Origin of the sequence: Streptomyces catenulae, from assembly GCF_000718015.1 — a bacterium.
In the GTDB taxonomy this organism is placed as follows: domain Bacteria; phylum Actinomycetota; class Actinomycetes; order Streptomycetales; family Streptomycetaceae; genus Streptomyces; species Streptomyces catenulae.
Genome location: NZ_JODY01000011.1, coordinates 119,695 through 145,241 on the forward strand (window position 1 = coordinate 119,695; position 25,547 = coordinate 145,241).

Annotated in this window: 30 protein-coding genes; 20 read left to right on the forward strand and 10 right to left on the reverse strand. The window is 73.2% G+C overall.

The features are described from left to right. Positions 1–50: 50 nt before the first annotated feature. The 3 genes from IF23_RS0112925 to IF23_RS0112935 all read left to right on the forward strand — a co-directional run bounded on the left by IF23_RS0112925 (position 51) and on the right by IF23_RS0112935 (position 3,102). Entirely contained in the window at positions 51–1,649 is a 1,599-nt protein-coding gene (locus tag IF23_RS0112925) for an ABC-F family ATP-binding cassette domain-containing protein (RefSeq protein WP_030283071.1), read from the forward strand. A gap of 339 nt (positions 1,650–1,988) precedes the next feature. Further along, positions 1,989–2,210, forward strand: a complete 222-nt coding sequence (locus tag IF23_RS0112930) for a helix-turn-helix domain-containing protein (protein WP_030283073.1) — start codon at positions 1,989–1,991, stop codon at positions 2,208–2,210. Between the two features lie 112 nt (positions 2,211–2,322). After that, complete coding sequence (locus IF23_RS0112935; RefSeq protein ID WP_030283075.1) at positions 2,323–3,102, forward strand: enoyl-CoA hydratase/isomerase family protein; 780 nt, start codon at positions 2,323–2,325, stop codon at positions 3,100–3,102. A gap of 60 nt (positions 3,103–3,162) precedes the next feature. Here the strand turns inward: IF23_RS0112935 and IF23_RS0112940 are convergent, their stop codons facing one another. Beyond that, entirely contained in the window at positions 3,163–3,867 is a 705-nt protein-coding gene (locus tag IF23_RS0112940; protein ID WP_030283076.1) for a hypothetical protein, read from the reverse strand. Positions 3,868–4,056: 189 nt separating this feature from the next. On the opposite strand from IF23_RS0112940, the gene IF23_RS0112945 reads away from it, so the two are divergent. Genes IF23_RS0112945 through amaP form a run of 5 tightly spaced genes read left to right on the forward strand, consistent with a single transcriptional unit; the run spans position 4,057 to position 6,405 of the window. After that, complete coding sequence (locus IF23_RS0112945) at positions 4,057–4,545, forward strand: Asp23/Gls24 family envelope stress response protein (protein WP_030283084.1); 489 nt, start codon at positions 4,057–4,059, stop codon at positions 4,543–4,545. A gap of 53 nt (positions 4,546–4,598) precedes the next feature. Then, a complete protein-coding gene (locus tag IF23_RS0112950; protein WP_030283085.1) occupies positions 4,599–4,790 on the forward strand; it encodes a hypothetical protein in 192 nt (63 codons plus the stop codon). Positions 4,791–4,792: 2 nt separating this feature from the next. Continuing rightward, complete coding sequence (locus IF23_RS0112955; protein ID WP_030283087.1) at positions 4,793–5,188, forward strand: Asp23/Gls24 family envelope stress response protein; 396 nt, start codon at positions 4,793–4,795, stop codon at positions 5,186–5,188. After that, positions 5,185–5,793 (forward strand): DUF6286 domain-containing protein, encoded by a 609-nt coding sequence (locus tag IF23_RS0112960; RefSeq protein WP_030283090.1) that lies wholly within the window; start codon positions 5,185–5,187, stop codon positions 5,791–5,793. Before IF23_RS0112955 ends, IF23_RS0112960 begins: the two co-directional genes overlap by 4 nt. A 6-nt stretch (positions 5,794–5,799) precedes the next feature. Then, positions 5,800–6,405 (forward strand): alkaline shock response membrane anchor protein AmaP, encoded by a 606-nt coding sequence (amaP, locus tag IF23_RS0112965; protein WP_030283092.1) that lies wholly within the window; start codon positions 5,800–5,802, stop codon positions 6,403–6,405. Between the two features lie 55 nt (positions 6,406–6,460). Here the strand turns inward: amaP and IF23_RS0112970 are convergent, their stop codons facing one another. From IF23_RS0112970 to IF23_RS0112990, 5 genes are all read right to left on the reverse strand, one after another. Next, a complete protein-coding gene (locus IF23_RS0112970; RefSeq protein WP_030283095.1) occupies positions 6,461–7,216 on the reverse strand; it encodes an SDR family oxidoreductase in 756 nt (251 codons plus the stop codon). Between the two features lie 4 nt (positions 7,217–7,220). Beyond that, positions 7,221–9,005, reverse strand: coding sequence for a glycoside hydrolase family 15 protein (locus IF23_RS0112975; protein WP_030283096.1), 1,785 nt, complete (start codon positions 9,003–9,005; stop codon positions 7,221–7,223). Between the two features lie 29 nt (positions 9,006–9,034). Then, the gene (locus IF23_RS0112980) at positions 9,035–9,907 is read right to left on the reverse strand and encodes an SURF1 family cytochrome oxidase biogenesis protein (RefSeq protein WP_030283098.1); all 873 of its coding nucleotides are present in this window, start codon (positions 9,905–9,907) and stop codon (positions 9,035–9,037) included. Positions 9,908–9,973: 66 nt separating this feature from the next. Beyond that, positions 9,974–10,210: a hypothetical protein gene (locus tag IF23_RS0112985; protein ID WP_030283100.1), complete on the reverse strand. Its 237-nt coding sequence runs from the start codon at positions 10,208–10,210 to the stop codon at positions 9,974–9,976. A 97-nt stretch (positions 10,211–10,307) separates the two neighbouring features. Continuing rightward, positions 10,308–11,330, reverse strand: coding sequence for a DEDDh family exonuclease (locus IF23_RS0112990; RefSeq protein WP_030283102.1), 1,023 nt, complete (start codon positions 11,328–11,330; stop codon positions 10,308–10,310). Between the two features lie 258 nt (positions 11,331–11,588). Here IF23_RS0112990 and IF23_RS0112995 point away from each other — a divergent pair, with 258 nt between their 5' ends. The 5 genes from IF23_RS0112995 (at position 11,589) to moaA (ending at position 16,760) form a co-directional block, all read left to right on the forward strand. After that, a complete protein-coding gene (locus IF23_RS0112995) occupies positions 11,589–12,551 on the forward strand; it encodes a sterol desaturase family protein (protein ID WP_051739542.1) in 963 nt (320 codons plus the stop codon). Continuing rightward, positions 12,548–13,273, forward strand: a complete 726-nt coding sequence (locus IF23_RS0113000) for a lysoplasmalogenase (protein WP_037678046.1) — start codon at positions 12,548–12,550, stop codon at positions 13,271–13,273. The genes IF23_RS0112995 and IF23_RS0113000 overlap by 4 nt, the downstream gene beginning before the upstream one ends. Before the next feature lie 314 nt (positions 13,274–13,587). Further along, complete coding sequence (locus IF23_RS31160; protein WP_051739543.1) at positions 13,588–13,992, forward strand: DUF485 domain-containing protein; 405 nt, start codon at positions 13,588–13,590, stop codon at positions 13,990–13,992. Further along, positions 13,989–15,623, forward strand: a complete 1,635-nt coding sequence (locus IF23_RS0113010; RefSeq protein ID WP_030283110.1) for a solute symporter family protein — start codon at positions 13,989–13,991, stop codon at positions 15,621–15,623. Before IF23_RS31160 ends, IF23_RS0113010 begins: the two co-directional genes overlap by 4 nt. 147 nt (positions 15,624–15,770) lie before the next feature. Further along, positions 15,771–16,760, forward strand: coding sequence for a GTP 3',8-cyclase MoaA (gene moaA, locus IF23_RS0113015; protein WP_030283112.1), 990 nt, complete (start codon positions 15,771–15,773; stop codon positions 16,758–16,760). Positions 16,761–16,782: 22 nt separating this feature from the next. On the opposite strand, the gene IF23_RS0113020 is transcribed toward moaA, so the two are convergent. Both IF23_RS0113020 and IF23_RS0113025 read right to left on the reverse strand, forming a co-directional pair. Continuing rightward, positions 16,783–17,028 carry a hypothetical protein gene (locus IF23_RS0113020; protein ID WP_037678068.1) on the reverse strand — a complete coding sequence of 82 codons (246 nt, stop codon included), beginning with the start codon at positions 17,026–17,028 and terminating at the stop codon, positions 16,783–16,785. Positions 17,029–17,308: 280 nt separating this feature from the next. Further along, a complete protein-coding gene (locus IF23_RS0113025; RefSeq protein ID WP_030283115.1) occupies positions 17,309–17,686 on the reverse strand; it encodes a DUF3099 domain-containing protein in 378 nt (125 codons plus the stop codon). A 278-nt stretch (positions 17,687–17,964) separates the two neighbouring features. Here IF23_RS0113025 and IF23_RS0113030 point away from each other — a divergent pair, with 278 nt between their 5' ends. Next, positions 17,965–18,243: a GlsB/YeaQ/YmgE family stress response membrane protein gene (locus IF23_RS0113030; RefSeq protein WP_030283117.1), complete on the forward strand. Its 279-nt coding sequence runs from the start codon at positions 17,965–17,967 to the stop codon at positions 18,241–18,243. A 99-nt stretch (positions 18,244–18,342) separates the two neighbouring features. Here the strand turns inward: IF23_RS0113030 and tyrS are convergent, their stop codons facing one another. Next, positions 18,343–19,740, reverse strand: a complete 1,398-nt coding sequence (tyrS, locus tag IF23_RS0113035; RefSeq protein ID WP_030283119.1) for a tyrosine--tRNA ligase — start codon at positions 19,738–19,740, stop codon at positions 18,343–18,345. Positions 19,741–20,131: 391 nt separating this feature from the next. On the opposite strand from tyrS, the gene fabG reads away from it, so the two are divergent. Together fabG and fabI are read left to right on the forward strand one after the other, a co-directional pair. Further along, positions 20,132–20,836 carry a 3-oxoacyl-[acyl-carrier-protein] reductase gene (gene fabG, locus IF23_RS0113040; protein WP_030283121.1) on the forward strand — a complete coding sequence of 235 codons (705 nt, stop codon included), beginning with the start codon at positions 20,132–20,134 and terminating at the stop codon, positions 20,834–20,836. Positions 20,837–20,841: 5 nt separating this feature from the next. After that, positions 20,842–21,612, forward strand: coding sequence for an enoyl-ACP reductase FabI (fabI, locus tag IF23_RS0113045; RefSeq protein WP_030283123.1), 771 nt, complete (start codon positions 20,842–20,844; stop codon positions 21,610–21,612). 109 nt (positions 21,613–21,721) lie between these two features. Here the strand turns inward: fabI and IF23_RS0113050 are convergent, their stop codons facing one another. Beyond that, positions 21,722–22,420, reverse strand: coding sequence for a FadR/GntR family transcriptional regulator (locus IF23_RS0113050; RefSeq protein ID WP_030283125.1), 699 nt, complete (start codon positions 22,418–22,420; stop codon positions 21,722–21,724). 129 nt (positions 22,421–22,549) lie between these two features. Between IF23_RS0113050 and IF23_RS0113055 the strand changes: the two genes are divergently transcribed. The 4 genes from IF23_RS0113055 (at position 22,550) to IF23_RS0113070 (ending at position 25,116) form a co-directional block, all read left to right on the forward strand. Further along, positions 22,550–23,842 (forward strand): CynX/NimT family MFS transporter, encoded by a 1,293-nt coding sequence (locus tag IF23_RS0113055; RefSeq protein ID WP_030283127.1) that lies wholly within the window; start codon positions 22,550–22,552, stop codon positions 23,840–23,842. Positions 23,843–23,858: 16 nt separating this feature from the next. After that, positions 23,859–23,975 carry an SGM_5486 family transporter-associated protein gene (locus tag IF23_RS35380; RefSeq protein ID WP_251076762.1) on the forward strand — a complete coding sequence of 39 codons (117 nt, stop codon included), beginning with the start codon at positions 23,859–23,861 and terminating at the stop codon, positions 23,973–23,975. Positions 23,976–24,288: 313 nt separating this feature from the next. Continuing rightward, a complete protein-coding gene (locus tag IF23_RS31165; RefSeq protein ID WP_037678048.1) occupies positions 24,289–24,513 on the forward strand; it encodes a hypothetical protein in 225 nt (74 codons plus the stop codon). Positions 24,514–24,597: 84 nt separating this feature from the next. Continuing rightward, on the forward strand, positions 24,598–25,116 hold the full coding sequence (locus IF23_RS0113070; RefSeq protein WP_030283129.1) for a SixA phosphatase family protein: 519 nt from the start codon (positions 24,598–24,600) through the stop codon (positions 25,114–25,116). Positions 25,117–25,547: the final 431 nt, after the last annotated feature.

Here is a 25,547-nt window from a genome sequence, read left to right on the forward strand (position 1 = left end):
CTCTCGGACCGTCCGTCCAATCCGCCGTCACCCTGCCCTGGAGTTTTTCCGTGATCACCGCTTCCGGCCTTGAGCTGCGCGCCGGCGCCCGCGTTCTCATCGATTCCGCTTCCTTCCGTATCGCCAAGGGCGACCGCGTCGGCCTGGTCGGCCGCAACGGCGCGGGGAAGACCACCCTCACCAAGGTCCTGGCCGGTGAAGGCATCCCCGCCGCCGGGTCCGTCACCCGCTCCGGCGAGGTCGGCTACCTCCCGCAGGACCCGCGCACCGGCGACATGGACGTCCTCGCCCGCGACCGCATCCTCTCCGCCCGTGAGCTGGACTCCGTCCTGCGCAAGATGCGGGAGAACGAGGACCGGATGGCGAACGGCAAGGGCGCCACCCGTGAGAAGGCGATGCGCAAGTACGAGCGCCTGGAGACGGAGTTCCTGACCAAGGGCGGGTACGCCGCCGAGGCGGAGGCCGCGACCATCGCCGCCAGCCTGGGCCTGCCGGACCGGATCCTCGCCCAGCCGCTGCACACCCTCTCCGGTGGTCAGCGCCGCCGCGTCGAGCTGGCCCGGATCCTCTTCTCGGACGCCGACACCCTGCTCCTCGACGAGCCGACCAACCACCTCGACGCCGACTCCATCGTCTGGCTGCGCGACTACCTCAAGACGTACCGCGGCGGTTTCATCGTGATCTCCCACGACGTCGACCTCGTCGAGACCGTCGTCAACAAGGTCTTCTACCTCGACGCCAACCGCGCCACCATCGACGTCTACAACATGGGCTGGAAGCTCTACCAGCAGCAGCGTGAGGCCGACGAGAAGCGCCGTCGCCGTGAGCGGCAGAACGCCGAGAAGAAGGCCGCGGCCCTCAACTCGCAGGCCGACAAGATGCGCGCCAAGGCCACCAAGACCGTCGCCGCGCAGAACATGGCCAAGCGCGCCGAGCGTCTGCTGTCCGGTCTGGAGGAGGTCCGCGCCGCCGACAAGGTCGCCAAGCTGCGCTTCCCCGACCCGGCGCCGTGCGGCAAGACGCCGCTCACCGCCGAGGGGCTGTCGAAGTCGTACGGTTCGCTGGAGATCTTCACCGACGTCGACCTCGCCATCGACAAGGGCTCCCGGGTCGTCATCCTGGGTCTGAACGGCGCCGGTAAGACCACGCTGCTGCGGCTGCTGGCCGGGGTGGAGACCCCCGACACCGGCGAGGTCCGCCCCGGTCACGGCCTCAAGCTGGGCTACTACGCGCAGGAGCACGAGACGCTCGACCCGGACCGCACGGTCCTGGAGAACATGCGCTCCGCCGCCCCGGACATGGACCTCGTCGCCATCCGGAAGACGCTGGGTTCCTTCCTGTTCTCCGGCGACGACGTCGACAAGCCCGCCGGGGTGCTCTCCGGCGGTGAGAAGACCCGGCTGGCGCTGGCCACGCTGGTCGTCTCGTCCGCCAACGTCCTGCTGCTCGACGAGCCGACGAACAACCTCGACCCGGCCAGCCGCGAGGAGATCCTCGGCGCGCTGCACACCTTCACCGGCGCCGTCGTCCTCGTCTCGCACGACGAGGGCGCGGTGGACGCCCTGGAGCCGGAGCGGATCATCCTGCTGCCCGACGGTGTCGAGGACCTGTGGGGTCAGGAGTACGCGGACCTCGTCGCGCTGGCGTGACCGGTGGCGGGCCACCAGGTTCGCGCATCGATCATTCGGCCGACGGGTGATCCATCATCTGAGTGAGAACGGCTCGTACACCGGCGAGCCTCCGAGACGGAGCCGGGCCCTGGCGGCCCGGCTTCCGTCATGTTCGGCGCGCCCCCGCTGACCTGCGGTTTCCCGGACGGGGCGCGGAAGGGCGCGGCGATTTCGGTGGGTGTCGGAGGCCCTCGGCCAGATTGTCCGGACACGGACGGCCTCGGACGCCTCGCCACAGACCTTGCCGAATGGGTGGCCAGGAACGCGAGGAGGGGTGATCATGAGAGTCCAGAGCGCACTTCCCATGAGGAGGCACGGGTGGCCGAGACTCTGAAGAAGGGCAGCCGGGTGACCGGCGCCGCGCGCGAAAAGCTCGCGGCAGACCTGAAGAAGAAGTACGACTCCGGAGCGAGCATCCGGGCGCTGGCCGAAGAGACCGGTCGCTCCTATGGATTCGTCCACCGGATGCTCAGCGAATCCGGTGTGTCCCTGCGCGGTCGAGGCGGAGCAACGAGGGGCAAGAAGGCCACCTCGGCCTGACGACCGCGACTCCGACGGGTAGTCCCCCCGGTCGGTCGGGCAGACGACCGGGAGGTTACCGTTCAGTCACTTACGCACGCTGGTGTGCGACGGCTGACTCGGAGGCATTCTGATGACTCTGCTCGACAAGGACGGTGTGCGGCTCACCGTGGACGACGCGCTCGCCACGGTGACCCTCGCAGGCGCGGCCAAGCGCAACGCCCAGTCGCCCGCCATGTGGCGGGCGCTGGCCGAGGTCGGCGCGCTGCTGCCGGGGAGCGTCCGCGTCGTGGTGCTGCGGGGCGAGGGCAAGTCCTTCTCCGCGGGACTCGACCGGCAGGCGTTCACGCCCGAGGGATTCGACGGCGAGCCGTCCTTCCTCGACATGGCGCGCGGCCCGGAGCACGAGATGGACGCGCTCATCGCCTCGTACCAGGAGGCGTTCACCTGGTGGCGGCGGAACGACCTGGTGTCGATCGCCGCCGTCCAGGGCCATGCGATAGGCGCCGGATTCCAGCTGGCGCTCTCCTGTGACCTGCGGGTCTGTGCCGAGGACGTGCAGTTCGCGATGCGTGAGACCAGCCTCGGGCTGGTGCCCGACCTGACGGGCACCCACCCGCTGGTCCATCTCGTCGGCTACGCCCGGGCGCTGGAGATCTGCGCCACCGGGCGCTTCGTCCACGGTGACGAGGCGGGCCGGATCGGCCTGGCCAACCTCGTCGTCCCCGGTGAGGAGCTGGACGCTGCGGTCGCCGACCTGGTCACCGCGCTGCTGGCCCCGCCGCGTGACGCCGTCATCGAGACCAAGGCGCTGCTCGCCGGTGCCGTCGGCCGGGATCTGGACGCACAGCGCGCCGCCGAGCGGGCCGCCCAGGGCCGCCGTCTGCACGATCTGGCGGGCCTCGGCGAATGACCCCGCGGACCGCCCGCGACGCCGTGCCCCGCCGGGGGCGGCGCCGCGGGCGGTCCCGTCTCATCCCTCGTCCACGGCCGTGACCAGCACCGCCACGGCCACCGGCGGGGTACCGGCCGCGCCCGCCGCCGCGCGTACCGCCCGGGCGACCTCCACCGCCCGGTGCCCCGGGCCGGTCACCACCTGAACCAGCAGCCCGCCCGGCGTCTCCCGTACCGGCCGGGACGTACCGCCGAGCGTGGCGGCGAGCCGCACCACGCCGGGCACCGCCAGCGCCGCATCGGCCACCGGGTCCGGCACCCCCGTCTCCTGCGGGCTGAGGCCGACGCCCGGCCCCGGCGGTGTCGGGCGCTCCCGGTGCGGTGCCCCGGCGGGGTCGAGCACGCCGGTGACCTGGAGGTCCACGGACGTCACCGGCAGCCCGAGGGCCCGGTCGGCGGTCTCCAGCAGCGCGGTGCGCAGCTCCTCGGCGGTCCGGGACAGCGGGCGGTCCGGGGTGGCCGTGAGGTCCGCGGTGATCCGCAGCGGGCCGGGCGGCAGCGCGCTGGGCGGCGCCGGGGCGGGCGGGCGTGGGCCGTGGTGGTCCACGAGGCCGATCCGCAACGCGCCCAGGGACAGCCCGGGCAGCGCGGTGGCGCGGGCCCGCAGCACCCGTACCGCGGCCTCCTCGGTGATCCAGCAGCCGTCCGCCGGGGCGCCCAGCGGCAGCACCCGGCCGGTGCCCAGCTCCCGGCGCACCCGGTGCGCCCACTCCGTCGCGGCCACCGCATCGCCCCCAGGGTCGTCGTCCGGCTGTCCTCCCAGCCTGCCGCAGCCCGGCCCGTACGGCAGGGCGGTGCGGCCGGGGGCGGCGGGGCGCAACCCGGGTGCCGCAACCGGCCGGGCGGGCTCGGGCGGACGCCCCTAGCGTGGTGAGGAGCGGTGACGTCTCCCCTCGGAAAGGGACGATCGGCGATGGCGGACGAACAGTGGAACCGGAGCGACCCCACCCTGAGCGGGGCATCCGAAGCGAAGGCCCAGAGCGGTAAACGGGGCGGGGGTGATCCCGCCTCCCGTGGGCGGACCACCATCGCCGACGGCGTCGTGGAGAAGATCGCCGGGCTCGCCGCCCGGGACGTGGTGGGCGTCCACGCCATGGGCAGCGGCCTTGCCCGCACCCTCGGCGCGGTCCGTGACCGGGTGCCCGGCGGCTCCCGCTCCGCGCCCGTCGCCCGCGGCGTGAAGGCCGAGGTCGGCGAGGTGCAGACGGCGCTCGACCTGGAGATCGTGGTCGAGTACGGCGTCTCCATCGCCGAGGTGGCCCGCGACGTACGGGAGAACGTGATCTCCGCCGTGGAGCGGATGACCAGCCTGGAGGTCGTCGAGGTCAACATCGCGGTCAGCGACGTCAAGCTGCCCGACGAGGAGGACGAGGACGAGGAGCCGGAGACCCGGCTCCAGTAGACGGATGTGACCGGCGGCGGCTTCGGCCGGAGCGGGCAGCGAAGGAGCGCACGATGAGCATGGCCGTGGTCGGTCTTCTGGCCGGTATGGCGCTGGGCTTCGCCGGGTACTTCGGCGGCTTCGGGGCGTTCGTCCTGGTGGCGGCGCTGGGCGCGATCGGGTTCGTCGTCGGACGGTTCCTCGACGGGGACCTGGAGGCCGGGGACTTCTTCCGGCCCCGGGCCCGCGACGACCGGCGGCGGTGAGCGTGGCGACGGCAGCGACGGCGCCCGGCGCGGCGGCCGTCGCCGAGGTGGCGCCGGGGGAGCGGGGCGCCACCCGCGTCGCGGACCGGGTGGTCGCGAAGATCGCCGCGGCGGCGGCCCGCGAGGCGCTGCGCGCCGCGGCCGACGGCGCCCGCACCGGCGCCCATGCGACCGTCACTGTCCGGCGGCGGGACGGACGGCTGCCGTTCGGCGAGGCCCATGTGCAGGTCACCGTCGAACTGGGCTACCCCGCCGCGATCGGCGCCCGCTGCGGTGAGGTACGCCGCCAGGTCACCGCCCGGGTGAAGGAGCTGGCCGGGATGACGGTGTCCGAGGTGGCGGTCGAGGTGGAGCGGCTGCACTCGCCGCGCGCCCGGGACCGGGAACGCGTGCGATGAGCGACGACACCCGCACCACGGTGACCCCGGCGGAGGACCCCGCCCCCGCCCCTGGCGCCCACGGCCGGGCGCGCCGCTTCTGGTCCGGCCGCCGCCTCCCGTCCGCCCTGGTGGCGCTGGTCGCACTGGCCGGGACGGGGCTGCTGCTCTACGACGTGGCGGCGGTCCGCGCCGACCGGCCCGCGATGGCCTGGCGCCGCCGCCTCGCCGACGAACTGGCCACCCGGCCGCTCCACGACCCCTGGGTGCTGGGCGCCGCCGCGGCGGCGATGGCGATCGGCCTGTGGCTGCTGGTGCTGGCGCTCACCCCCGGGCTGCGCAGGGTGCTGCCGATGCGGCGCGCCACACCGGACGTCCGGGCCGGACTCGACCGGGCGGCCGCCGCACTGGTGCTGCGGGACCGGGCGATGGAGGTGTCCGGCGTGCAGTCCGTGAAGGTGTCGGCCGGGCGCCGCAGGGTGAAGGTGGCGGCCGTCTCGCACTTCCGGGAGCCGGAGCGGGTACGGGCCGATCTCGACGCGGTGGTCGCCAAGGGGATGCACGGGCTGGGGCTGGCCCGGCCGTTGCGGCGTACGGTCCGGGTGCGCCGCCCGAAGAAGAGGTGAGCGAGGATGCGCAGGGTCCGGCGCGGCGTCAACCGCGTACTGCTGGGGCTGACCGGCGCGGCGTTGCTGGGCGGCGGCGCCGCGGTGCTGACGGCCGGTCTCGGACTGCCGTCGGCGTGGCACTTCAGGCTGCCCGACGGCTGGCCCTGGACGCGTACCGACGGGGTGCTGCTGTCCGCGGCGGACCGCACCCGCTTCACCGACCGCGGCTGGTGGTGGCCGGTGGTGATCGCCGGGCTCGCCGTCGTGGTGCTGCTGCTCCTGTGGTGGCTGCTGGCGCAGCTCCGGCGGCGCAGGCTGGGGCAGTTGCTGGTGGACAGCGGGGACGGGGAGGGCGCGGCGGTGCGCGGCCGGGCGCTGGAGGACGCGGTGGCGGTGGAGGCCGGGGCGTTGGACGGGGTGGAGCGGGCGGACGCGCTGCTGTCCGGCCGCCGGAGCGCCCCGCAGCTGCGTGCCGTGGTGGCGCTCGCCCCGCACGCCGAGCCCGGCGCCGTACTGCTGCGGCTGTCGGACGGCGCGGTGGCGGACGCCCGTACCTCCACGGGGCTGGCGCGGCTGCCCGCCGAGGTCCGGCTGCGGGTGGTGCGGCACCGGGCGGAGCGGGTGAGCTGAGGCGGGCGTACGGGGCGGGCCGGTGCCGCCCGGCTCGCCCCGCGTCGTCGCACCGTCAGAAGCCCCGCCGGGCCCCGCCGTCCACCGGCACCATCACGCCGGTCAGGTACGACGCGGCGGGGGAGAGCAGGAACGCCGCGGTGCGGCCGAACTCGTCGGGCTCGCCGTAGCGGCCCAGCGGGATCGTCGCGCAGTTACGGGCGCGGCTCGCCCCGGGGTCGCCGGAGGCCGCGTCGAGCTGGGTCATCCGGTCGGTGGCGATCCGCCCGGGCAGCACGCCGACGACCCGGATGCCGCGCGGCCCGACCTCGTCGGCGAGCGACTTGGCGAACCCGGCGAGCCCGGGGCGCAGCCCGTTGGAGATCGTCAGCCCGCCGATCGGCTCGTGCACCGAACCGGAGAGCACGAAGCCGATGACGCCGCCCTCGCCCAGCTCGGCGGCGACCGCGCGGGCCAGCCGGACCGCGCCGAGGAAGACGGTCTCGAAGCCTTCGCGCCACTGGTCGTCGGTGAGAGCGGCGGAGACGCCGGGCGGCGGGCCGCCGACGCTGATGAGGATGCCGTCGAGGCGTCCGAAGTGCTCGCGGGCGGTGGCGATCAGCCGCTCGGGCGTTTCCGGGTCGGCGTTGTCGGCGGCGACGCCCACGGCCCCCTCGCCCAGTCCGGCGGCGGCTGCCGCTGCGCTCTCCGCGGTGCGGCCGGTCAGCACGACGCGCGCGCCGTCGGCGGTCAGCGCCCGGGCGGTGGCGAGGCCGAGTCCGCGGGTGGCTCCGGTGACGAGATACGTCCGGTCGGTGAGTCCAAGATCCATGGCCCTAGTCTGCCCCGGTCTCGTCGAAGAGGGTGAAGGCGGTTCCGACCAGGCCGATGTGGCTGAACGCCTGCGGGAAGTTGCCGAGTTGCCGGCCGCCCGCCGGGTCGTACTCCTCGGCGAGCAGCCCGACGTCGTTGCGGAGCGCGAGGAGGCGGGAGAAGAGGTCGCGGGCCTCGCGCGGGCGGCCCGTCAGATGGAGCGCCTCGGCGAGCCAGAACGAGCAGGCGAGGAACGCGCCCTCGTCGCCGGGGAGCCCGTCGACCGCGCTGTCGCCGGTGGCGTAGCGGCGCACCAGCCCGTCCTGGGTGAGCGAGGCGCGGACCGCGTCGACGGTGCCGACGACGCGGGGGTCGTCGCCGGGCAGGAAGCCGAGGCGGGGCAGGAGGAGGGTCGCGGCGTCCAGCGCGGTGGAGCCGTAGAACTGGGTGAAGGTGGCGCGCGTGGCGTCGTAGCCGCGTTCGCAGACCTCGCGGTGGATGGTGTCCCGCAGCTCCCGCCAGCGCCGCAGGTCGCCGCGGGCCCCGGGGACGGCTTCGAGGGTGCGGACCGCGCGGTCGACCGCCACCCAGGCCATGACCTTGGAGTGGACGAAGTGGCGGCGCGGACCGCGGATCTCCCACAGGCCCTCGTCCGGGTCGCGCCAGGTGGTGGCGAGGTACTCCACCAGCTGCCGCTGGATGTTCCAGGCGTGCGGCTGGGAGGGCAGTCCGGCGACGCGGGCGCCGTGGAAGGCGTCCAGCACCTCGCCGTAGACGTCGAGCTGCCGCTGGTCGACGGCGGCGTTGCCGAGCCGGACGGGGGCGGAGGCGCCGAACCCGGACAGCCAGGGCAGTTCCGCCTCCGGCAGCCGCCGCTCGCCCGCGACGCCGTACATGATCTGCAGGTCCTCGGGGGCACCGGCGACCGCGCGCAGCAGCCAGTCCCGCCAGGCGGCCGCCTCGTCGAGATAGCCCGCGCCGATCAGGGAGGTGAGGGTCAGCGAGGCGTCGCGCAGCCAGCAGTAGCGGTAGTCCCAGTTGCGGACCGAGCCGAGCGCCTCGGGCAGCGAGGTGGTGGGCGCGGCGACGATGCCGCCGGTGGGGGCGTACGTCAGCGCCTTGAGGACGATCAGCGACCGGACGACGGCGTCGCGGTGCGGGCCGGTGTAGCGGCACCGCGCCGACCACGCGTGCCAGTCGTCGAGGGTGCAGTCGAGGGCGTCGTACGGGTCGATGATCCGCGGGCGCGGGCGGTGCGAGGGGTGCCAGGTGAGGACGGAGGCGTACCGCTCGCCGGGGGCGACGGTGAACTCCGAGCGGGTGCTGAAGTCCTTGCCGTACGTGGTGACCTGGGGTTCGGTGCGCAGCCAGACGGCGTCCGGCCCGGCGACCGCGGCCCGGCAGCCCTCGGCGCGGCGCATCCACGGCACCACCCGGCCGTAGTCGAACCGCAGCCGCAGCACCCCGCGCATCGGGACGCGGCCGGTCAGCCCCTCGACGATGCGGACGACCTCGGGGGCGCGGTCGCGCTGCGGCATGAAGTCGGTGACCTTGACGCAGCCGTCGGGGGTGTCCCAGACGGTGTCGAGGACGAGGGAGTCGCCGCGGTAGGAGCGGGTGGCGCGGGCGTCGGGGTGGACGGGTGCCATCCGCCAGTGGCCGTTGTCCCGGTCGCCGAGGAGGGCGGCGAAGCAGGCGCCGGAGTCGAAGCGCGGCAGACAGAGCCAGTCGATCGACCCGTCGCGGCCGACGAGCGCGGCGGTCTGCAGATCGCCGATGAGCGCGTAGTCCTCGATGCGTGGGGGCACCCAGCGGGCCTTCCCGCCGGGCGGCGGCGCTATTCGGGGGTGGCGGCCGTCCGGGCTACGGGGGCGTCCGCCGCACCGGCGTCGGCTTCCGCACCGGCGTCGGTCTCCGTCCCGCTGGTGTCCGGCTCCGCCGGATCCGTCCCGGCGTCCGCCGCGGCCGCCTGGTCCCGGCGCTCGCGGCGGACGAGGACGATCCAGCCGACCGGTACCGCCGCGGCGAACAGCCACCACTGCACGGCGTACGCCATGTGCGGGCCGATGCTGTCGTGGTCCGGCTCCGGGACCAGTTCGGGCGTGTGGTGCGCGGGCTGCGGCGCGGTCTGCTCGATGTACCCGGCGAGGACCGGGCGGTGCAGCAGCTTCGTCTGCTGGGCGCTGTTGATCAGCATGACCTGACGGTCGGGCAGGCCCTGCCGGTCCTTGATCCCGCTGCCCTCGGTGGTCTCGTCGGCCATCATCCGGCCGGTCACGGTGACCGTGCCGCGGGGGGCCGCGGGGACGTCCGGGAACTTGGTGAGGTCGTTGCCGGCCGGGATCCAGCCGCGGTTGACCAGCACCGTCCGGCCGTGGTCGAGGTCGAGCGGGGTGAGGACGTAGTAGCCGATGGTCGACTCGTCGGCGGCGGTGCGCTGGCGGACGACGACCTCGTGCGCGGTGTCGTACGTGCCGGTGGCGGTGACCGGGCGCCACATGTCGGCGCGGGGCAGCGGGCGCCCGGGGGAGGTCAGCTCGGTGACCGGTACCGGCTTCGTGTGGAGGCTGCGGTCGATGAGCTGGTTCTGCGCGACCCGGTGCTCATGGCGATGGAGCTGCCAGAAGCCCAGCTTGACCATGACCGGGATCAGGACGAGGCCCACGAGGGTGAGGATCACCCACTGCCGGGACAACAGGAAGCGGTACACGGCCTCGACGGTACCTGGCGCGGGTACGCCCCCGAGCGGCGGGGCCGCCCGGGGCGGCGGCGCGGCTCAGACCCGGTCGACGATGCCCCGCTTCCCCGCGGCGCGGGCGCAGTGCGCGCCGCAGAACCACTGCCCGGCGGCCTCGACGCCCTGGCCGATGATCTGCACCCGGCAGTGCTCGCAGATCGGGGCCATGCGGTGGATGGCGCAGGAGAAGGAGTCGAAGACGTGCCGCGCCCCGTCCCTGGTCTCCACGTAGAAGGCCAGGTCGTAGTCGTTTCCGCATACCTCGCAACGAGTCATGCGCCGCATCGTGCGGACCGCGGCGGGACGGGGCAAGACCATCGGGGCCGGGTCGGGGGAGCGGCACCCGACCGGCGCACCGCCGACCGACGGCATGTCACCCGGCGGCGGGCCGGACGTCCTGGAGGAGCTGCATGAAGGCCGCCTCGTCGATGACGGTGGTGCCGAACGTGCGCGCCTTGGCGGTCTTGGAGGTCTGCGCGTCCGGGTCGTTGGTCACCAGCAGGCTGGTCAGGCGGGACAGGCTCGTCGCCACATGCAGTCCGGCCTCGATCGCGCGGTCCTCCAGCAGCTCCCGGTCGACGGAGGTGTCCCCGGAGAACGCCACCCGCATCCCCTGCACCAGCTTGCCCCCGGGCTCGTACCGCCCCGGGTTGGGATACGGGCAGGCCGGGCGCTTGCGGGCGGGGCGCCAGGAGGTGGGGCGGTAGGAGGAGGCGGCACCGGGATAGCGCCGGGGCGCCGGGGTGTCGGACCACTCGGTGAGCGGCTGGCAGGCGAGCAGCGGGAGCCGGAGGTTCTCCCGGGCGGCGCGGCGCAGGCTCGGCCGGAAGGTCTCGGCCAGCACCCGGGCGTCGTCGAGCGCGTGGTGGGCCTGCTCCTGGACCACGCCGTAGTGGGCGGCGAGGGTCTCCAGCTTGTGGTTGGCGAGCGGCAGGCCCAACTCCTTGGAGAGGGCGATGGTGCACAGCCGCCGGTTCACCGGGGCGACCGCCGTGGCGCGGGCGTACTCGCGGGCGATCATCGACCAGTCGAACATGGCGTTGTGGGCGACCAGGACGCGGCCGTCGAGGCGCCGGGACAGCTCCGGCACGATCTCCGGGAAGAGCGGGGCGTCGGCCAGCACCTCGCTGGTCAGGCCGTGGATCCAGACCGGGCCGGGGTCGCGCTCCGGGTTGACGAGGGTGTACCAGCGGTCCTGGAACTCGCCCCGGGCGTCGAGCTGGTAGACGGCGGCGGAGATGATCCGGTCGTCCCGGGCGAGGCCGGTGGTCTCGACGTCGACCACGGCGTACCCCTCGGGGTAGGCGTCCGGCCAGGGGACCGGCGGGGTCTGCGGGCCCGACTGCTGCCCGATCCTCGGCGCGATCGGGTCGGCTGCTGTGTGGTCTTCGAGCATGGTCCCTGAGGATACGGGCCGCCACTGACAGCCACCGCACCGCCGTCGCCCCGGTGGCCGGACTCCGTCCGTCGGCGCGGGCGGCCCGTCAACGGCGGCCACCACGAAGGAAAACGGGCGAACCGCCATCAAGGGGGAGTTTTTCCCGAGGGTTCGTTACCGGCGGTATCCCCGGCCCGGAAACTGACACCCCGTCTCACATACTTCTCGGTAACCACCTCTAGCCGCACCCTCCGCGCCCCGCCTATCGTGCCGGACATGCCGCACCTTCCCGATGTCGTGCTGTGGTCCGTCCCCGCCTTCGTCCTGCTCACCGCCGTCGAGGTGGTGAGCTACCGGCTGCGCCCCGACGAGGACGCCGCGGGCTACGAGGTCAAGGACGCGGCCACCAGCGTCGGCATGGGGCTGGGCAGTCTCGTCTTCGACGCCCTCTGGAAGATCCCGATCGTGGCGATCTACTCCGCCGTCTACACACTGACCCCGCTACGGGTCCCGGTGCTGTGGTGGACGCTGCTGCCGATGCTCCTGGTGCAGGACTTCTTCTACTACTGGTCGCACCGCGGGCACCACGTCATCCGCGTCCTGTGGGCCTGCCATGTCGTCCACCACTCCAGCCGGAAGTTCAACCTCACCACCGCGCTGCGGCAGCCCTGGACCAGCTGGACCGTCTGGCCGTTCTACCTCCCGATGATCGTCCTCGGCGTCCACCCGGCGGCCGTCGCGTTCTGCTCCGGCGTCAGCCTCGTCTACCAGTTCTGGGTGCACACCGAGCGCATAGGCACCCTGCCGAGGCCGCTGGAGTTCGTCCTGAACACGCCCTCCCACCACCGGGTGCACCACGCCTCCCAGGGCGGCTACCTGGACCGTAACTTCGGCGGCATCCTGATCGTCTGGGACCGGATGTTCGGCTCCTTCGTCCGCGAGACCGAACAGCCCGTCTACGGCCTCACCAAGAACATCGCCACCTACAACCCGCTGCGCGTCGCCACCCACGAGTACGCCGCCATCGCCCGCGACGTCCGCGCCGCCGACGGCTGGGGCGAACGGGCGGGCCGGATCTTCCGCGGCCCCGGGTGGCAGCCCGCGGCCCGGCCTGCTGCGGCGCCCGCCCCCGCCGTGCCCGAGGCGGACGGTCCGGCGGACGGCGCCCCGCCCACCGGCGGCCCCGTCCTCGACCCGTCCGCCCCTGTCGCGTCCCCCGTCAGGAGAGGTGCCGCGTGAACCCGACGCGCCCCCGGCCCCGCGCCGCCCGTGTGCTGCTCGTCGTCTTCGCCGTGCTGGCCGCCGTCCATCTCGTCGCGCTGCTCGTGCGCACCGCCACCGGATCCGGCGGCGCCCACGCCGTCGCCGACGCCGCGGTACTGGCCACCAAACCGGCCCTGATGCCGGTCCTCGCCGGGTACGCCCTCACCCGGGGCGGCCCGCCGCTGCTGGCCGGTGCGCTGCTCTTCGGCTGCTGCGGCGACACCCTCCTGCAGATCGGCGGCGACCTCCTCTTCCTGCTGGGCATGGCCGCGTTCGCCGCCGGACACGTCTGCTACCTCGTCGTCTTCGCCCGGCGCGGCACCGCGCCCGCCCGCTCCCGCACCGCCGCCGCGGCGGCGGTGTACGTGCTGGCCTGGGGCACCCTCGTCGCCCTGCTCTGGCCCGGCCTCCCGGCGGACCTGCGGGGTCCGGTCGCCGGGTACAGCCTGCTGCTGACCGGTATGGCCTTCGGCTCCCTGCGGATCGGGCCGCTCGCCGCCGTCGGCGGGCTGCTCTTCCTGCTCTCCGACACCCTGATCGCCACCGGTATCGCCGACTGGCCCCAGGCCCCCGCCCCGCAGTTCTGGGTCATGCTCACCTACATCGCCGCCCAGTCCGCCCTGGCCCTGGGCCTGCTGCGGACCGCCGGGAACCCGGCCCCGGCCGCCCCCGCCACGGCGCGGCCCGTCCAGGTCTGACCCCACCGACCCTCCACGCCGTACCGGGCGGGCCGCACACCGGCCCCTCCGGTACGTAGCGCTGCCCGGGCGCCGACACCCGCTCCGCAAAGCCCTGTCGGGCAGCGGCGACGGCATCCGGGGGCCCGGCGCCGACCGGGGCTCACGCCTGCCCCGGGGCGGCGCCCGCCGCGCTCCGCGCGCCCCCTGTCCGTGCGAATTTCAACGAACAACCCCTGTCGCCGGACCCGCACCGCCTCTACGATGCGTGATCCACATCACTTACCTTCCCTTTACCTACGGGTCCGTCGCCGGACCACGCGTCAGGAGAATCCGTGAGCAGCGCACCGCCCACCGGCCCCGGGCCGCAGGAACCGCCCGGCCCCGCGGCCGCCCCCGCACCCCCCGTCGCGGACGCGGACCCGACCCGCCCACCGCACCCGTACACCGAGGTCCAGCGGAGCGCGGAATTCGGCGAACTGCGCCGCGACCACCGCGCGTTCGCCTTCCCCCTCACCCTCGCCTTCGTCCTCTGGTACCTCGGCTACGTCCTGCTGTCGAGCTACGCGGGCGGCTTCATGGCGGTCAAGGTCGCCGGGAACGTCAACGTCGCCCTCGTCCTGGGCGTCGCGCAGTTCCTCACCACGTTCCTCATCGCCTGGTGGTACTCCCGCCACGCCGCGAGGCGCCTCGACCCCAAGGCCGAAGCCATCAGGAACCGTCTGGAGGGCGCCGCATGACCGCCGCGCACCCGCTCGCCCCGCCGCTCGCCGCCGGAGGCGCGGGCGAACACCGCACCCTGATCATCAGCCTCTTCGCCCTCTTCGTCGTCGCCACCTTGGCCATCACCCTCCGGGCCGGGCGCCAGACCCGCGGCGCCGACGACTTCTACGCCGGGGGACGCCAGTTCAGCGGCTTCCAGAACGGCCTGGCCATCTCCGGCGACTACATGTCCGCCGCTTCCTTCCTCGGCATCGCCGGGGCCATCGCCCTCTCCGGCTACGACGGCTTCCTCTACTCCATCGGCTTCCTCGTCGCCTGGCTCGTCGCCCTGCTCCTGGTCGCCGAACCGCTGCGCAACTCCGGCCGCTACACCATGGGCGACGTCCTCGCCTACCGGATGCGCCAGCGCCCGGTCCGCACCGCCGCCGGGACCTCCACCATCATCGTCTCGATCTTCTACCTGCTCGCCCAGATGGCCGGCGCCGGCGCCCTCGTCACCCTGCTCCTCGGCATCACCAGCGAGTGGGGCAAGATCCTCGTCGTCGTCCTCGTCGGCATCGTGATGATCCTCTACGTCACCATCGGCGGGATGAAGGGCACCACCTGGGTGCAGATGGTCAAGGCGGTCCTGCTGATCGCCGGGACGCTGCTCATCACCTTCCTGGTGATGCTGAGGTTCCACTTCGACATCTCCGCGCTGCTCGGCGCCGCCGCCGAGAACAGCGGCAAGGGCGCCGCCTTCCTGGAGCCGGGCCTCAAGTACGGCACCACCGCCACCTCGAAGATCGACTTCATCTCCCTCGGCCTCGCCCTGGTCCTCGGCACCGCCGGACTGCCGCACATCCTCATCCGCTTCTACACCGTCCCCACCGCCAAGGCCGCCCGGAAGTCGGTGAACTGGGCGATCGGCATCATCGGCGTCTTCTACCTGATGACCATCGTCCTCGGCTTCGGCGCCGCCGCGCTCATCGCGCCGGGGGAGATCACCGCCGCCAACAAGGCGGGCAACACCGCCGCCCCGCAGCTCGCCGAGGTCATCGGCGGCGGCGCCGGATCCACCGGCGGCGCGGTCCTCCTCGCCGTCATCTCCGCGGTCGCCTTCGCCACCATCCTCGCCGTCGTCGCGGGCCTCACCCTCGCCTCCTCCTCGTCCTTCGCCCACGACATCTACGTCAACGTGATCCGCAAGGGGAACGCCACCGAGAAGGAGGAGGTCGGCGCCGCCCGCTGGGCGACCGTCGGCATCGGCGCAGTCGCCATCGTCCTCGGCGTCTTCGCCCGCAGCCTCAACGTCGCCGGACTCGTCGCCCTCGCCTTCGCCGTCGCCGCCTCCGCCAACCTCCCCACCCTCCTCTACAGCCTCTTCTGGAAGCGCTTCACCACCCAGGGTGCCCTCTGGTCCATCTACGGCGGACTGACCGCCTCCGTCCTCCTGGTCCTCTTCTCACCCGTCGTCTCCGGCAAGGAGACCTCGATGTTCCCCGCCGCCGACTTCGCCTTCTTCCCGCTGGAGAACCCCGGCCTGATCTCCATCCCGCTGGGCTTCCTCCTCGGCTGGCTGGGCTCCCTGCTCTCCCCGGAGAAGCCGGACGCCGCCAAGTACGCCGAACTGGAGGTCCGCTCCCTGACCGGCACCGGAGCACACTGAACCGCCCGCGGGGGCGGGCGCCTCGTAGATCTCTACGACGCCCCCGCCCCCGTCTCGTGCCTCTCACGGCTGCTCGCCGTCACCCCCATCGCGTAGGCTCGAAGGAGCGACGGACAGCACACGGACCGCACCCGGGGAGGGGGCCTCGTGCTCATCGACACTTTCGGACGTGTCGCCACCGACCTGCGCGTTTCCGTGACGGATCGCTGCAATCTGCGGTGCACGTACTGCATGCCCGAAGAGGGCCTGCAATGGCTCGCCAAGCCCGATCTGCTCACCGACGACGAGATCGTCCGCCTGATCGCCCTCGCCGTCGACCGCCTCGGCATCGACGAGGTCCGCTTCACCGGCGGCGAACCGCTGCTGCGCCCCGGACTGACCGGCATCATCGACCGCGTCGCCCGGCTTGACAACCGCCCCCGGATGTCCCTGACGACCAACGGCATCGGCCTGGAGCGCACCGCCGAGGCCCTCCGCGACGCCGGTCTCGACCGTGTCAACGTCTCCCTGGACACCCTCCGCCCGGACGTCTTCCAGGCGATGACCCGCCGCAAGCGCCACGCCGACGTGCTGCGCGGTCTGGCCGCCGCCCACGCCGCCGGGCTCACCCCCGTCAAGATCAACGCCGTGCTGATGCCCGGCCGTAACGACGACGAGGCCCCCGACCTCCTCGCCTGGGCCGTCGAGCACGACTACGAACTCCGCTTCATCGAGCAGATGCCGCTCGACGCCCAGCACGGCTGGCACCGCGACGGCATGATCACCGCCGAGGACATTCTCGCCTCGCTGCGCACCCGCTTCACCCTCACCCCCGAGGGCGAGGAGCGGCGCGGCGCCGCACCCGCCGAGCGCTGGATCGTCGACGGCGGTCCGCACCGCGTCGGCGTCATCGCCTCGGTCACCCGCCCGTTCTGCCACGCCTGCGACCGCACCCGGCTGACCGCCGACGGCCAGATACGGACCTGCCTGTTCGCCACCGAGGAGACCGATCTGCGCGCCGCCCTGCGCTCGGGCGCCTCGGACGACGACCTCGCACGGATCTGGGAGCGCGCGACGCTGGGCAAGAAGGCCGGGTCGGGGCTGGACGATCCCTCGTTCCTCCAGCCGGACCGCCCCATGTCGGCGATCGGCGGCTGAGCCCCGCGGCCGCGCGGCGCACTCAGCCGTCGCGGTGCGCGGACTCCCAATCCGCCAGCGTCACCACGTCCTTGAGGAATCCGCGGACGTCCAGGAACTGCGACAGATGCTCCCGGTGCTCCTCGCAGGCCAGCCAGGTCTTACGGCGCTCGGGCGAGTGCAGCTTCGGGTTGTTCCAGGCCAGCACCCATACCGCGGGCGCACGGCAGCCCTTGGCGGAGCAGATGACGGCACTGTCGCCGGAGTCCGGCACGTTCGGGAAGTTCACACGCTTCACCCTACGTTCCGGGGACGGCGCCGGGAGAAGCGCACCGGGCGGGGGAGGACGGAGAGCGTCAACTCCCGTGCCACGGCGGCGAAGACAGGACGACGCCGGGCAGCCACGGGGGGAGCCGCCCGGCGTCGGTCCATCGCTCCGACGGGGGATGCGGAGCGCGTACGCAGTATGTCACGCGCCGGTCGCCGGGGTGGGGGGAACGAATGATTGATCTGAGGTTTTCTTGAGCTTGCCCGCACCCGCGCGGCCACCGCTTGTGGATCTTCGCAGGTCAGTCGGTGGCGGCATTCCGGCCGGACGCGTCCGACGACGGCTTCTCGTCCTGCGGTTCGGCCGCCGCGGCACCGCCGCCACCGGCCGCGAGCGCCGGACGCGTCGGCGCGACGACGAACGTCGACGGCAGCGAGGTCACGTTCTCCCGGCCCGCGTTGGCGATGACCACCGCGACGTACGGCAGCGCGAAACCCAGGATCAGGGTGGCGACGGCGATCGGCCGCTCGACGTTCCACAGCACGACGGTGAGGATCACGGCGAGCGTGCGCACGGACATCGAGATCACATAGCGCCGCTGCCGCCCGCGCACATCCTCCGACAGCCCCCGGCGGGCACCCGTGATCCGGAAGGTCTCACCGCTGCTCTGCTTCCGCATCCCGCTCCACCGTCTGTTCTGGTCGTGTCCGAGTGTCCCGCTCTGCGCCGCGGGGCGGGCGGGACGGTACGGACGCGACCGGAGTCCCGCCGGATTCTCCCCGATTCCGGACACTGACACGGTACGCCGCCCCGGCGCAGCCGACGAGACCGGGGCCGCCACCGGAGTCCGCCCCGCCGGTGGCACACCGCCCGCGCCCCGGCTCCGCGTGCGGCACGGCGGGGGCGGCGTGACACTGGCGGGGCACGGTCCGCTCCCGCGCCGAACCAGGAGGCGACATGAATTGGTTGTGGGCCCTCATCGTCGGTCTGATCCTGGGCCTGATCGCCAAGGCGATCCTCCCCGGCAAGCAGCAGATCCCGCTCTGGCTGACGGTGATCTGCGGTCTGATCGGCAGCGTCCTGGGCAACTGGGCCGCCACCGGCCTCGGCGTCAACGAGACCAGAGGCATCGACTGGATCCGCCACCTCCTCCAGCTGATCGGCGCGATCATCATCGTCGCCATCGGTGACCGCATCTGGGTCGCCGTACGCGGCAAACGCCACCACCGCACCTGACCGGCCCGCCGACGGCGGGCCGCACCCGCCCGGAAAACGCACGGACGGCCGGTACGCGGTCTGCGTACCGGCCGTCCGGGGCGGCGGGGGAGCGGCCCGTCAGGCGCCGTCGACCTTGGCGAGCTTGCGGCCCGCCTTGAGGTAGACGCCCTCGCCGGACGGTGCCTCGGCCACCACCTCGGCGAGCGGCCGTACCGCGTCCGCCTCGGCGATCACCACGGTCTGCTGGCCGTCGGCACCCTCGACGACCAGCTTCAGCGCGTTCTGCTTCGCCAGCCGCCGGGCCGCCGAGGCGCTGGGCGTGAACTCCAGGACCTTCGTCAGCACCGCCGCGACGCTCTCCGCGCCGTGCGCCGCGAGGTCGACGGAGGGCAGCGAACCGACGTCGGTGAACGACTTCTTGGAGAACTGCGCGGTGAAACCGGCCCGCGCGGCCATCGCCGCCTCCAGGCCGTACAGCGCGGTCACGACCTCGCCCGCGAGGATCTTCTTCAGGTCCATCGGGTGCAGCGACCGCTCCTCGACCCGCTTGAGGGCGAGGGTGATCTCGTCGTCGGTCCACTCCGTCCATGCCTTGAGGTACGGCTCCATGAGCCGGTCCGGCACCGACATGATCTTGCCGAAGACGTCGTCGGCGGGGGCGCCGAGACCGACGTAGTTCCCCTTGGACTTCGACATCTTGGCGCCGGTGCCGTCCGTGCCCTCGATCAGCGGCATCGTCACGACCAGCTGCGGCTGCTGCCCGCGCAGCTCCATCAGCTTGCGGCCCATCTGGAGGTTGAGCAGCTGGTCCGAGCCGCCCAGCTCGACGTCGCACGCCAGCGCCACCGAGTCCAGGCCCTGCGCGATCGGGTACAGCAGCTCCGTCATCGTCAGCCCGGACCCGGCCGCCAGCCGGTTGCGGAAGTCCTCGCGCTGGAGCAGCTGCGACGCCGGGACCTGCGAGAGCAGCGACAGCAGCTCCGGGAAGGTGTACGGCGCCAGCCACTCGCTGTTCTGCCGGAAGCTGACGTTCTCGAAGTCGAAGAACGGGCGGACCTGCTCACGGTAGGTGGCGAGGTTGGCCGCGATGTCGTCGTCGGTCAGCGGCGGCCGCTCGGCGGTCCGGCCCGACGGGTCGCCGATCTTGGCGGTGAAGTCACCGATGATCAGCGTGACGGAGTGGCCCAGCCGCTGGAACCGGCTCAGCACGATCAGCGGCACCGCGTGCCCGAGGTGCACATCGGTCGCGGTCGGGTCGATCCCCAGCTTGATGTGGAGCCCGCGGCCGGCCGCCCGGCGCTCCTCGATCCGCTCGGCCAGCTTCTCCACACCCGGCAGCACCTCGACGGCGCGCCCGGCGATCAGCGCCGCCTGCTCCTTCGGCGGCAGGTCCGTCAGGTCGAGAGAGCGCCGCGCGCCCGTCTCCCGGAGCAGCTCCTGGACGGTGGCGTCCGTGGAGAGGTCGGCGGAGAGCAGGGTCGTGGCGCGGGCGACGGATTCGCCGAGGCGTGTCATGGCGTTCCTGATCGGTTGTGGTTCCCGGAGGGGAGGACGAGGCGACAGTCTATTCGCTGCCCGTCGACCGCCCTCGCCTCCCCGGACCGGCCGCCCGCGACGGGCCCGGGGCGCGCCGCCGCCCGCCCCGCGGCAGGGCCCGCCCGGCGGTGCGCCGCACCGGTCATCCGCCCGCCCGGTGACGATTGGAGGGATCCACCACACGGCCTTCCGCGCCGGGCGCCGGAGGAGCGGAGCGGCGGTCGCCGCAGGCGCCACGGATGGCCACTTCTGTAGGGACCCGACAGGGACGGCGCACCGCCCCTGTCCGGCCTCGATTCTCCGTACGGGCCCGGTGACCGATAGTTTCGTACCGAACGCAGGACGGATCAGGAAACGAAAGGGTGATCTCGTGAGCCGCTCGGTTCTGGTCACCGGAGGCAACCGCGGCATCGGCCTCGCCATTGCCCGCGCCTTCGCCGAGGCCGGCGACAAGGTCGCCATCACCTACCGATCGGGCGAGCCCCCCGAGGGGTTCTTGGCCGTGAAGTGCGACATCACGGACATCGAACAGGTGGAGCAGGCGTACAAGGAGATCGAGGAGAAGCACGGCACGGTCGAGGTGCTGGTGGCCAACGCCGGTGTCACCCGCGACCAGCTGCTGATGCGGATGTCCGAGGAGGACTTCACCTCCGTCCTCGACACCAACCTCACCGGCGCCTTCCGGGTGGTCAAGCGCGCCAACCGCGGCATGCTGCGGGCCCGTAAGGGACGCGTCGTGCTGATCTCGTCCGTGGTCGGCCTGCTCGGCGGCGCGGGCCAGGCGAACTACGCCGCCTCCAAGGCGGGTCTGGTGGGCTTCGCCCGCTCGCTCGCCCGGGAGCTGGGCAGCCGTAACATCACCGTCAACGTCGTGGCCCCCGGGTTCGTCGACACCGACATGACCCGTGCGCTCACCGACGAGCAGCGGGAGGGCATCGTGAAGCAGGTGCCGCTGGCGCGCTACGCGCAGCCCGAGGAGATCGCCGCCTCGGTTCGCTTCCTGGCCTCCGAGGAGGCCGCGTACATCACCGGAGCCGTCATTCCCGTGGACGGCGGATTGGGCATGGGTCACTGATCAGCATGAGTGGAATCCTCGCAGGCAAGCGCATTCTGGTCACCGGCGTGCTGACCGAGTCGTCGATCGCGTTCCAGGCCGCCAAGGTCGCCCAGAACGAGGGCGCCGAGGTCATCCTCACCGGCTTCGGCCGTCTCTCCCTCGTCGAGCGGATCGCCAAGCGGCTCCCCAAGGAGGCGCCGGTCATCGAGCTGGACGTCACCAACCAGGAGCACCTGGACGGTCTCGCCGACAAGATCCGCGAGCACCAGGGCGAGGACGCCCGCCTCGACGGCATCGTCCACTCCATCGCCTTCGGCCCGCAGGGCGCCTTCAACTTCCTGGCGGCGGACTGGGAGGACGTCGGCACCGCCGTCCACGTCTCCGCGTACTCCTACAAGGCGCTGGCCATGGCCTGCCTGCCGCTGATGGAGAAGGGCGGCGCGCTCGTCGGCCTCACCTTCGACGCGCAGATCGCCTGGCCGAAGTACGACTGGATGGGCGTGGCCAAGGCGGCGCTGGAGAGCACCAACCGCTACCTGGCGCGCGACCTCGGCCCCAAGGGCATCCGCTGCAACCTGGTCTCGGCCGGTCCGATCAAGTCGATGGCCGCGAAGTCGATCCCCGGCTTCGAGGAGCTGGCGGACGTGTGGAACCACCGCGCCCCGATCGGCTGGGAGCTGACCGACCCGGAGCCCGCCGGTCGCGGTGTCGTCGGCCTGCTCTCCGACTTCTTCCCCCGCACCACCGGTGAGATCGTGCACGTCGACGGCGGCGTCCACATGATGGGTGCCTGACCGCCCCCGCGCACCATCCGGCGCCCGGACGCCCGCTGACCGCTCGTCAGCCGTCCGTACCCGCCGTGCCTCCTGCCCGTTCCGGTCCGCCGGGACGGGCAGGACGCGTTCACGGGGCGGACGGTCCGGCGGGTGTTCCGCACGTCGCCCGGCAGCCGAACGGCAGGGTGCTCGCCTCGGCGGCGGCCCGCTCCGCGTCGCCCGCCCGGATCGCCGCGACCAGCCGCGCATGGTCCATATGGGACTCCGGCCGCAGCTCCGCGCCGACGTCGGCGCGGAGGAAGTCGCGCAGCACACCGCCGAGATCGGCGTAGATCTCCGCCAGTACGTCGTTGTGCGAGGCGGCCACCACCGCCATGTGCAGCGTCGCGTCCGCCTCGACGAACGCGTCCGCCGCCCCCGACTCCCAGGCCCGCTCCCGGCGTTCCAGCAGCGCGTCGAGCTGCCGCAGGTCGTGCGCGGTGCGGTGGCGGGCGGCCAGCCGCGCCGCCGACGCCTCCAGCGCGCTGCGTACCTCGGCGACGTGCCCCGGGTCGGCGTCGGCGAACCGGCGGTTCATCACCCCGGCCAGCTCACTGGTGGCCACCACGAAGGTGCCGGAACCCTGCCGGATGTCCAGCAGCCCGTTGTGCGCCAGCGCCCGTACGGCCTCCCGGACGGTGTTCCGGGCCACCCCGAGCTGTTCGGTCAGCTCCGGTTCGGTGGGGATGCGGGCGCCGACGGGCCATTCGCCCGAGGTGATCTGGGCGCGCAACTGCGCGATCACCTGATCCGCCAGCGCGGAGCGGCGGGGGGAGGTCAGGGGCATGGCGGTGCTCCGGGATGAGGGGAGGGGCGGCGGGCGGCGCCACCGGGACCGTGCCGGGCGGGGTGCCCGGGAAGGGGGTGACCGCCGAAAACTGGACAGGCAATCATCCTATGATTCTATGATGTGGCCATGGCAGACGACGACCTGGCGACACTCCGCGCCGCCGACCGCCCCACCCCGGACGGCACCCCCCTCCCGGCCACCGCCCCCACGGCCGACGACGACCGCCCCGCACCGACCACACCCCGCTGGCTCCACGGCGTCGTCATCGCCGGACTCGTCCTCGCCGCCCTCAACCTCCGCCCCGCCATCACCAGCCTCGGCGCCCTCATGGAGGAGGTCCGCGCCGGACTCGGCATGAGCGGCACCGTCGCCGGACTCCTCACCTCCGTCCCCGCGCTCTGCTTCGCCGCCTTCGGCATCGCCGCCCCCCGCCTCGCCAGACGCCTCGGCCCCGGCGCCGTCGTCTGCGCCGGGATGGCCGCCATCGCCGTCGGCGTCGCCGTACGCCCCTTCGCCGGAGGCACCGCCGGATTCCTCACCGCCAGCGCCCTCGCCCTCGCCGGTATCGCGGTCAGCAACATCCTGCTGCCCGTCGTCATCAAGAGCTGGTTCCCCGACCGCGTCGGCCCGATGACCGGCATCTACTCCATGGCCATGGCCCTCGGCACCTCCCTCGCCGCCGCCACCGCCGTCCCTCTGACCGCCGCCGTCGGCGGCTGGCAGCCCGGACTCGCGATCTGGGCCGCCCTCGCCGTCGCCGCGGTACTGCCCTGGGCCCTCGTCCTGCGCCGCCGCGCCGCCCCCGCCTCCGGCGCCGCCACCCGCGCCGAGGGCCGGCCGATCCGCATCGCCACCTCCCCGACCGCCTGGTCCCTCGCCGTCTTCTTCGGCCTCCAGGCCACCGCCGCCTACATCACCATGGGCTGGATGCCGCAGATCTTCCGTGACGCCGGGGTCTCCGCCGGTACCGCGGGCCTCCTGCTCGCCGTCACCATGGCCCTCGGCGTGCCCCTCTCCTTCGTCCTGCCGCGCGTCGCCACCCGTATGCGCCACCAAGGGCCGCTCGCCGCGGGCCTCGGCCTCTGCGGACTCGCCGGATACACCGGCCTCTGGCTCGCCCCCGCCTCCGGCGCCTGGCTCTGGGCCTTCCTCATGGGCGTCTCCAACTGCGCCTTCCCGCTGGCCCTCACCATGATCGGGATGCGCGCCACCAGCGCCGCGGGCGTCGTCAAGCTCTCCGCCTTCGCCCAGAGCGTCGGCTACCTCATCTCCATCCCCGGCCCCCTCCTCGTCGGCGCCCTCTACCAGCACAGCGGCGGCTGGGGCCTGCCGATCGCCCTGATGGCGAGCCTGATGGTGCCGCAGATCGCGGTCGGTGTGCTCGCCGGACGGGACCGCCGCATCGAGGACGAGACCTGAGTGCGACACTGACCCCATGCCTGTACTCGAACCCAATCCCCAGGGCGGCCAGAAGAAGCTGCTCACCGTCCTCGGCGTGATGCTCGCCGTGACCGTCGTCATCGCCGTCGTGGCCAGCATCGCGGCCAACTGACCGGACGGGCTCGGCCGACGGGGCGCGCCCGAGCGTGTGAAACGGGGCGTCGGCGGTGGGGGCGGTGGCGCTCCGTCGGCGGATGCGCCGGTGCGCGGACGCGTGCGTGCACTCCTCGGCCCGGACACCGCCGGACGGGTCCCGACCGGCCCGACCGGCCGCTGATCGAGATCCCCTAGGGGGTCGGCCTCAGGGATCAGTGGGGGGTTTCCCGGATAGGAATGCCCACCCGTCCCCCCGTACCTTCGAAGAACACCGCACCCCGCGGTACGCGCCCACCCACGGCGCGCTTCGATCCGTCACGGAGGCGATCATGTCCACCGCGTCCCGCCGCCCCGCCGGCCCCGTGCCCCGGCACGACGCCGCCCGGCCCGCGCCGCGCACCGGGACCGTGCGGAGACAGCTCCCGTGGTGGGCGCTGGCACTCCCCGTCGCCACCTTCGCGATCCTGCTCGCCCTGCCGGTGACCTCTGCCGCGCCGACACCCACCGCGGTGACGCGCCTGCTGGAGATAGCGGCCCGCACCCTCTCCGCCTGACCCGCCGCGGAGCACGGTCGCGGCCCGGCGGGAGCCTCCCAACACCCCGCGCCCCGCGCCGCCTTTCATGCGAAGCTGGGAGGCATGAGCGCCGATACACCTCGCCGGATCGTCCTCCTCCGACACGCCAAAGCCGAATGGACACAAGAGAGCGACCATGAGCGTCCGCTCGCCGACCGCGGCCGGATGGACGCCCCGGCGGCCGGGCGACGGCTGGCCGGAGCCGGGATCACCCCCGAGCTCACTCTCTGCTCCACCTCCGCCCGCACCCGTGAGACCTGGAAGCTCTTCGTCGGCGAACTGCCCCAACGCCCCAAGACCGTCTACGACGAGCGGCTCTACGAAGCCTCGCTCGGCGAACTGATCGCGGTGCTCAACGAGACCTCCGACGAGGTGAGCGACCTGCTCGTGGTCGGCCACAACCCCGGGGTGCACGCACTCGCCGACGCACTGGCGGGCGAGGCGGAAGGAGATCTGCTGGCGCGCATGAACCGCGGCGGATTCCCGACGTCGGCGATGGCCGTCATCGAGTTCAACGGCTCCTGGAAGTCCGTCGAGCACGGCGTGGGCCGCCTCACGGCGTACTGGCCGCCGCACGAGTGAGGCCGGTGGGGGCCGGGGCTGGGGGAGAGACCGGGGAGAAGGACCTGCCGCTGTGGGGCTGGGGCTGAGAGTGGCTGGTCTGTGGGGGCTGGCGCTTGCCGGAGGCTGCGGGGCGGGTGCTTACGCGGAGGCTGCGGGAGCTGGCCCTTGTGCGGGGTCTGCGGGGGCGGCCCCTGCGCGGAGGTTGCGGGAGCGGGTGCTTGTACGGGGGCCGCGGGAGCGGGTGCTTGCGCGGAGGTCGCGGGGGCTGGCCCTTGCGTGAAGGCTGCGGGAGCGGGTGCCCGAGGGGAGTGCGGGCCGTGTGCCTGCGGAGTGGGAACGGTCAGGTCGTCGGCGTTGGCGACATCACCGGCGCCGACGAGCTGAGTGCTCGGTCGACGAGCCGACCGTTCGGGGGGAGAGGGAGGGGAGGGTGGGGGAGGGGGGAGGGG